At 65.1% G+C, this 6,937-nt stretch carries 6 protein-coding genes and 2 pseudogenes; 4 read left to right on the forward strand and 4 right to left on the reverse strand.

The window, feature by feature from the left end; all coding sequences use genetic code 11:
• Positions 1 to 177, reverse strand: a 177-nt coding sequence (locus tag WKW79_RS36495; RefSeq protein WP_340340116.1) for a porin, incomplete at its 3' end; no start/stop codon positions are given.
• A gap of 241 nt (positions 178 to 418) precedes the next feature.
• Here WKW79_RS36495 and WKW79_RS36500 point away from each other — a divergent pair.
• Positions 419 to 877: a hypothetical protein gene (locus WKW79_RS36500; protein ID WP_340340112.1), complete on the forward strand. Its 459-nt coding sequence runs from the start codon at positions 419 to 421 to the stop codon at positions 875 to 877.
• 255 nt (positions 878 to 1,132) lie between these two features.
• Here the strand turns inward: WKW79_RS36500 and WKW79_RS36505 are convergent, their stop codons facing one another.
• The gene (locus WKW79_RS36505; protein ID WP_340340113.1) at positions 1,133 to 2,251 is read right to left on the reverse strand and encodes an AI-2E family transporter; all 1,119 of its coding nucleotides are present in this window, start codon (positions 2,249 to 2,251) and stop codon (positions 1,133 to 1,135) included.
• Positions 2,252 to 3,164: 913 nt separating this feature from the next.
• Positions 3,165 to 3,938 carry a DUF2182 domain-containing protein gene (locus tag WKW79_RS36510; RefSeq protein WP_340340114.1) on the reverse strand — a complete coding sequence of 258 codons (774 nt, stop codon included), beginning with the start codon at positions 3,936 to 3,938 and terminating at the stop codon, positions 3,165 to 3,167.
• A gap of 201 nt (positions 3,939 to 4,139) precedes the next feature.
• Here WKW79_RS36510 and WKW79_RS36515 point away from each other — a divergent pair, with 201 nt between their 5' ends.
• Complete coding sequence (locus tag WKW79_RS36515; RefSeq protein WP_340340115.1) at positions 4,140 to 4,754, forward strand: DUF1326 domain-containing protein; 615 nt, start codon at positions 4,140 to 4,142, stop codon at positions 4,752 to 4,754.
• A gap of 331 nt (positions 4,755 to 5,085) precedes the next feature.
• On the opposite strand, the pseudogene WKW79_RS36520 reads toward WKW79_RS36515, so the two are convergent.
• Positions 5,086 to 5,489, reverse strand: a pseudogene (locus WKW79_RS36520) (AMP-binding enzyme); the annotation flags it as partial.
• Here WKW79_RS36520 and WKW79_RS36525 point away from each other — a divergent pair.
• Together WKW79_RS36525 and WKW79_RS36530 are read left to right on the forward strand one after the other, a co-directional pair.
• Positions 5,485 to 6,363 (forward strand): annotated as a pseudogene (locus WKW79_RS36525) (acyl-CoA dehydrogenase); the annotation flags it as partial. The pseudogenes WKW79_RS36520 and WKW79_RS36525 sit on opposite strands and share 5 nt — an antisense overlap.
• A 397-nt stretch (positions 6,364 to 6,760) precedes the next feature.
• The coding region (locus WKW79_RS36530; RefSeq protein ID WP_340340117.1) for a porin at positions 6,761 to 6,937 on the forward strand (177 nt) is incomplete at its 3' end.

Consider the following 6,937-nt stretch of genomic DNA (forward strand, 5'->3'; position numbering starts at 1 on the left):
GAGGTCGCCGGTGCCGACGAAGTTGAGCGCCGGCGCGCCGCGGACACCGACGAACTTGCTGGTCGTCTGGTAGTAGCTGATGCCTGCGTCAACCACGCCGAACAGCGTGACAGAGGACTGCGCCAAGGCAGTGCCTGATGCAGCCAGGGCGGCCAAGGCGGCCAGGGATTTCTTCATTGACCCGTCTCCTCGATTATTGGTGTCGCTTTGCGCGCAGACCCCTACCGTCCATTCGGAAAGTAGACACCTTGCCTTGGACATGGACAAGGGATTCAAGCAATTTGCGAGGAGGTCGAACGCCTTTGTTGCTTGATGGCGACGGGCAGTCCAAGCCTCGCCTTCCATGTCGGGGTCATACCCAGTTCCCGAGTGTGGCAATAATTCGTAAAGTTCACGCTCAACGCTAACAGATGTACCCATGTCCGACGTCGATTCGCCAGCGCCGGCCGTTGCCGTTCGCAACCTTCTTGCCAGCCGCGGGATCGTCCCGGCGCTGGCCCTGCTCAACAGAAGGACGTCCTATCGGTTCACGGCGATCTACAAACTGAGCGGCGAAGTGATGCACGCGGCGCACGCGTTCGATCGCGACTCCGAATACCGAACTTGGCTGAAGGTGGTGCCTTTGGGCAAGAGCTTTTGCCAGCACGCGATCGAGCATGGCGAGTTCGTAACCAGCCATGCGTCCAAGGACCCGCACCTGACCAAGCGACCTTATGCCGGGATGGTTGAGTCGTACTATGGTCGGCTGCTGACTCAAAAGTGCGGCAGGCCATACGGCACCTTCATCCATTTCGACTTGGAGCCATGCACCATCCCCACGGAGGAAATGCGCTTCCTGCGCGAGGTCATCCCACAGTTCATCGACTACGTGCAATGAACACGCGGCTTGACGAAGCGTCCTGAACGGCTTCGGCTATTGTTGACCTCTATTGATGAATATTCGCCGCGACTGAGAGACCACGCGCCGCCGCATGCGCACGGCCCGGTCGGTTCTGCGTGAGCGTTCATCGCGACAATCGCGAAGGAGACCTGGTAGGTTGCTTGCCCACGCCAGGTCGCCAACGCTGAAGCGCGTGTGAAGGGACGACTCCCCAGATCTTGCCCGCTCCCGCCCTCAGCCCACTTCAAGAGATCAAATGACGGGCGGCGGGTCGCTGTCCGTGACGACGTCCGGATGAGTCGCCACCCAGGCCATGAGGATCTGATAGCCCAGGCTCAGCGCGGTGGCGCCGATGAACATCCCCAAGATGCCGGCGCCCGCCAGGCCGCCCAGCGCGCCGAGCAACACCACCGGCATGGGCGCATCCACGCCGCGGCCAAGTAGCAGCGGCTTCAGCACGTTGTCGAGCATGCCGCCGATCGCCAGCAGCACCGTGTAGATGACCGCGGGCACGGTGTCGTAGTTTCCGCTCACCCAGATGTACGCGATGACCGGTATGGTGACCAGCAGTGCGGGCACTTGCGCGATGCCCAGCACCAGCACGATCATGGCCAGCACGCCGGCAAATGGAATGGTGCCCACGATCATCACGATGCCCACGACCATGGCTTGGATGAACGCGACACCTACCACGCCCAGTGACACCGCGCGAATGGTCGCGGTGGACAGCGTCGCGAACTCCAGGCCGCGCTCGGTACCGACGATGCGCCCGAGGATCCTCCGCGCGGCTTCGGCGCCCGACTCGCCAAAGGTCATGATGATGCCGGCGATGATGAAGGAGGCCATGAACAACAGCACCGTTCCGGCAATGCTGGCCACCATCTCCAGCGCTTTGCCCGCCAGTTCTCCCAGTTGCGGCTGCAACTTCTGGACAACCGAAGGCATGTCCGTGTGCGCCAGCGACCAGAAGCTGTGCACCTTCGGGCCGATCACGGGCCATTCGGCCACGCCGGGGGGCGGCGGCGGGATTTCCAACTTGTTGTCGCGCACACGTTCGACCGTCTCGTGGACCGAATCGCCCATTGAGGCCAATACCACGGCCATGGGCATCACGATCAGCGCGATGCCGACCAATACCAGCAAAGTCGCGGCGAGGCCCTGCTTTCCGCCCAGCTTGCGGGCCAGCGCCTGATGGCCGGGGTAAACCGTCACTGCGAGGATCAGCGCCCAGGCCATCATGGAGATGAAGGGCGCGAAGATCCGGAAGCACAACAGCGTCAGGGCCAGCACCAGTCCGGCCCGGATGAAGACGTCCATCAGCTTCATCGACCACCGTGCCTCGTGCACGAGGTCTGGCTTGGGTGTCGTCATGTGTCGACCTCCGAAGGTTGAGACTGCGATTGTTCCCGGGATGCTTGCCAGCTGACTTGACAACGCTCAAGGCCGCAGCATTCAGCAATGAGTCGATTGCGAAGAACAAGTGGAGACGTCACAGGGTCCAGGACGCATTCGCGGATTTGGCCCGTCGGCCTGTGATGCGGAGCCTTTGATCCCCAGCGCATGGGAGAGTGACCGAGTGAAGTCTGGATCGAGCCAGATGGTTGGTCTGAGTTGGGGACCACGCCGCGCGCGGTGGCGACTGCAGTCGATCCTGACGCGATCGGCGCAATTCTCAGGCAGGACGCGTCGACGCCGATTCGCAAGGTGGGCCAGTTTGCTCGGCTGCCTCGAGTCGAACGAGCGCGGCCTCGTGCATCACATCGCTGCCCGGCATCGAGCGGGCCAGCCGCTCCGCAGCGCGACGGCAGTGTCGGCGGACAATCAATGGGTCAGCAGGGCATGGCAAAGAGGCAACAGATTCGGCGGTCTGAAAAAGGGGCACCCTTCGTCAGGTTCGCGCGGCATATCTCAACCGAACGCTGAGGCCTCGAGATCGACCGTGCACTGGACCGGCAGTGGTTGGCCACGACGCGATCGGTGCTTTGCCAACCTCCAGCGGGAACTGGGGCAATCCTTTGCACGCTTTCTCCGGCGATTCCGCAGATCACTCTTCTGGCGCAGACAGACGTGAAGGCGGCGAGCACCGCGAAGACGACCGCACTTCATGCACGGAAAAATCCGTGGCCGCGATATTCGGCTGAAGGAGGGAGGGCTGCGTCAAGGGGGACAGCATCCGCCGCGTGAGCCAGGCCGGGGCCGACACACCTGCGTCGCCGGCCGCGATCCGGACCCGGGGGCCGATACAGCGTGGTGATCGGTGATGCGAGAGGCGCTCGAAGGCTGATTAGCCCAGCAGCAGTCGGAAGGCGCCGGCGCCAAGCAAGGCCAACCCGAGCAGCGTTGCGACGCGTTCTCCGTGTGGCGCGAGCTTCTCGACTGCGACACCGATCGAAAGCGCCGTGATCCACGCCAAGTTCATGACCCCGCCGACGTACAGCAACGCCATCAACGCCCAGCAGCACCCCAGGCAGAACAGGCCGTGGCGCCATCCCATGACAAAGGCGCCGAAACGTCCGCCACGCCATTCGCCCACGAGAAAGCCCATCGGCGTTCGGCAGCGCGCCAGGCAGATGCGCTTGAGCGGCGAAAATTGATATGCGCCAGCCACCAGCAACAATGCGACCGACAGCGTCGCCGAGGTGCTGACGAGCATCGGATTCACCCAGCCGACGGCCTGAAGAAGCCACTGTGCCGCCGTCGCCCCGATGCTGAAGATCATCCACACAAGCAAGTAGGCGCCGACGAACTGGCGCGAGCGCGCGCGCTGCCCATTGCGCTGGCACAGCGCAACGAACGCCCGCACCATCGGCAGCGCCGATGGCAGCATCATCGCGGCCATCATCACCGCCCACATGACGACGATGGCCAGCAGGTTGGCCGCGCTCCAATGCGGCGACATCGGCATGGTCAGTTGCGCCAGCGGATGGCCCATGTCGAAAGCGAGCCAAGCCAGACCGGCCCAGCCCAGCAGGGCGAGCCCCAGCCACAGCGCGACTGCCTTCGACAGGCCTTGCGTTCGCGGCGCTCGTTGCGGCCCCTCTTTGGCGCGGGTGGTCATTGCTGGTTGCGCGGATGCCAGGATGGCACTGGCCCCACCATGGGCGGCGCGGCTCCGCTTGTCAACCGCAATACCCCCCGGCGCATCGTAGGCACTGCGGTTGCCCGCACCATCGATTGGGCGTATGTTGACCGTCCCCCCGTGGGCACGACCCGGCGGTTGCGAGGACAGGCCGGTGCATGTTCACCCGAAGGAGCAGTCATGGCGACTTGGCAGATCAGCGGCGAATACATGGAAACCTGCAACTGCACCCTGCTGTGCCCGTGCATCACCTCCAACCTGGCGGCCGCGCCGACAGAGGGCGATTGCAAGGCCGCAGTGACGATGCGCATCGACAAGGGGCACAGGGACGGCCTGTCACTCGACGGCCTGAGCTTCATCGTGATGATGCATTCGCCGGGCGCGATGGGCGCGGGCAACATCACCGTCGGGCTGATCATCGACGAGCGCGCCAGCGACGCGCAGGTCGAGGCGATCAGCGCCATCGCCACCGGCGCGGCGGGCGGACCGATGGCAGCGTTGGGGCCGCTGGTCGGCAAGATCGCCGGCGTCGAGCGTCGGCCGATCCAGTTCGATGTGGACGGCCTGAACCGCGCAGTGCGTGCCGGTGATCTGGTGGACCAAGCCTGCGAAGGCATCCCCAGCGTCAGCGCCCCTGGCGATGCAATCGGCGTGGACAATACCGCGCACCCGGTGAATAGCCGACTGTCGCTAGCCAAGGCGACACGCAGCCTGTTCAACGTCTTCGGCATCAAGTGGAACGACTCGACCGGGACGCGCAACGGTCACTTCGCGCCCTTCGCCTGGGCCGGCTGAATGGCGGCGCGCGTCAGCGCGCATGCAATCTTGGGCCACAGCAAGCGCAGCGGGTTCAGCACGTTGGTCGCGGCACAGCCGATGACCCGCAGTTCGGGAACTGTCAAAAGATCAGCCTGCCTTATCTGATTGCCCGGTCGGGGTACGTCCGCTCGTCAGATCGAGCCAGGCGCGTGACGACTTGCGGGTCGCGAGGTTCCATCCTCTGCAGCACAGAAGTACCGCGTGTGTCGGCAGGCGCGCTCGCGATGCGCAGGCCGGGCCTGTCGCGGAGAGTGGCAAGGACGGGTTCCCTACGCGCACGATGAGGGACAGAGTCACCACGTGTGCCTCAAGCTGCGAGCAGCAGGTGGTCCTGGTGCGCGTCGCGCAGGATGTTCTTCTGCACCTTGCCCGTGGCGCCCAGCGGAATGCTGTCGACGAACACCACGTCGTCCGGCGTCCACCACTTGGCGATCTTGCCGTCGTAGAAGGCCAGCAGTTCGTCGCGGGTCAGGTCCGTGCCCTGCTTCTTCACCACCACCAGCAGCGGGCGCTCGTCCCACTTGGCGTGGCGCGCGGCGATGCGGGCCGCCATGGCCACGCCCGGATGGGCCATGGCGATGTTCTCCAGGTCGATGGGTCCTTGCTGCGGTCGTTGATCTGCATGAAGCCTTCAGGGTCGATGGTCGAGAAGTCGCCCGTGGGGAACCAGCCGTTCACCAGCGGGCTGCCGCCCTTGAAGTACTCGGTCGCCGTGGCCGAGCGCGCCAGCCAGCTCGCCGGGGCGTATGCGAAGGAGCGCGTGCAGTCGCGTCCGGTGGACGGGTCGCTCCCCGCCGCGGCGCCGATCGTCCATCACCCGGACGTCCAGCGCATGCTGCTCACCATGCGTGCGCAGACCGAAGGCTGCCGTGCGCTGGCCATCGCCGCGGCGGCCGCCTGCGACGCGGGGCATGCCCATCCCGACGCCGAGGTGCGCCGTCGCGAGCAGGCGTTCTTCGAGTTCCTCGTGCCGCTGATCAAGGGCTATTCGACCGAGATGAGCCTGGAGGTCACGAGTCTGGGCGTGCAGGTGCATGGCGGCATGGGCTTCATCGAGGAGACCGGCGCCGCGCAGCACTACCGCGACGCGCGCATCCTGACCATCTACGAGGGCACCACGGCGATCCAGGCCAACGACTTCGTGGGCCGGAAGACCGTGCGCGACGGCGGCGCCCTGGCGCGCGCTTTCGCGCAGGAAATTGCGGCCGTGGAGGCCTTGCTGCGCCAGCGTGGCAGCGAGGCCGCGCAGGCCATGGCACTTCGCCTGTCGGTTGCGCGCGAGGCCTTCCTCGAGGTTGTCGGCTGGATCCTCGCGCATGTCAGGTCGAATCCGAATGCCGTGTTCGCCGGCTCGGTGCCCTACCTCATGCTCGCGGGCAACCTGGCCGCCGGGTGGCAGATGGGACGTGCGCTGCTGGCGGCCGAAGACCGCCTGGCCTCGGGCGACGATCCGGTCTTCATGCGCCGCAAGATCGCCGTGGCACGCTTCTATGCCGACCACATCCTGACCCGCGTGCCCGGGCTGCGCGACAGCATCGTCGCGGGCTCGGAGGCGATCGCGGACATGGGCCTCGAGGATTTCTAGCACGGCCGCCATGACGTCTTCGCCCCTCCTTCAAGGAGGGGAGCACATGAGCGATCGAACGATAAATTTGTGCCGCAGGCTCGATGGACCCTGACCTTGAAGCCCCAGCCTCGGGCGCGGCATAGCGGAACCGGAATCGTATGGCTTGGCGCAGAGATGCGCAAACTGCGGGCCTTGCAATGCGGCAGTCACCCAGGGACACGAACGGGTCCCGGCCGGCCGCCAGGGTGTCGGTCTGTCGCGCACAACGCATCACGGGAAGGCTGACTCGTGGATGCGCATGAACCGGAGCAGGACGTGGGCGCGAAGCCCTCGCTCGACCTCGAGGTCTTCTTCGATTTCGTCTGGAGCCGTCGGCTGGAAGCCCGCTTTTGTTCCTGTGATGGAGAACTTTTCAATGAAAAAATCCCTGGTTGCCCTGGCAGCCCTTACCGCTGCCGGTGCCTCGTCTGCCCAATCGTCCGTCACGCTGTTCGGCGTGGTTGACGCAGGCATCAGCTACTACCAGACGACCAGCAAGTTCGTCGGTGTCCGCGGCGCGCCGGCGCTCAACTTCGTCGGCACCGGCGACCTC

This window comes from Variovorax robiniae, from assembly GCF_037889955.1.
In the GTDB taxonomy this organism is placed as follows: Bacteria; Pseudomonadota; Gammaproteobacteria; order Burkholderiales; family Burkholderiaceae_C; genus Variovorax; species Variovorax robiniae.

Coding starts and splice junctions, on each gene's coding strand:
- WKW79_RS36500 (WP_340340112.1), top strand. CDS start 419: ATGTCCGACGTCGATTCGCCAGCGCCGGCCGTTGCCGTTCGCAACCTT.
- WKW79_RS36505 (WP_340340113.1), bottom strand. CDS start 2,251: ATGACGACACCCAAGCCAGACCTCGTGCACGAGGCACGGTGGTCGATG.
- WKW79_RS36510 (WP_340340114.1), bottom strand. CDS start 3,938: ATGACCACCCGCGCCAAAGAGGGGCCGCAACGAGCGCCGCGAACGCAA.
- WKW79_RS36515 (WP_340340115.1), top strand. CDS start 4,140: ATGGCGACTTGGCAGATCAGCGGCGAATACATGGAAACCTGCAACTGC.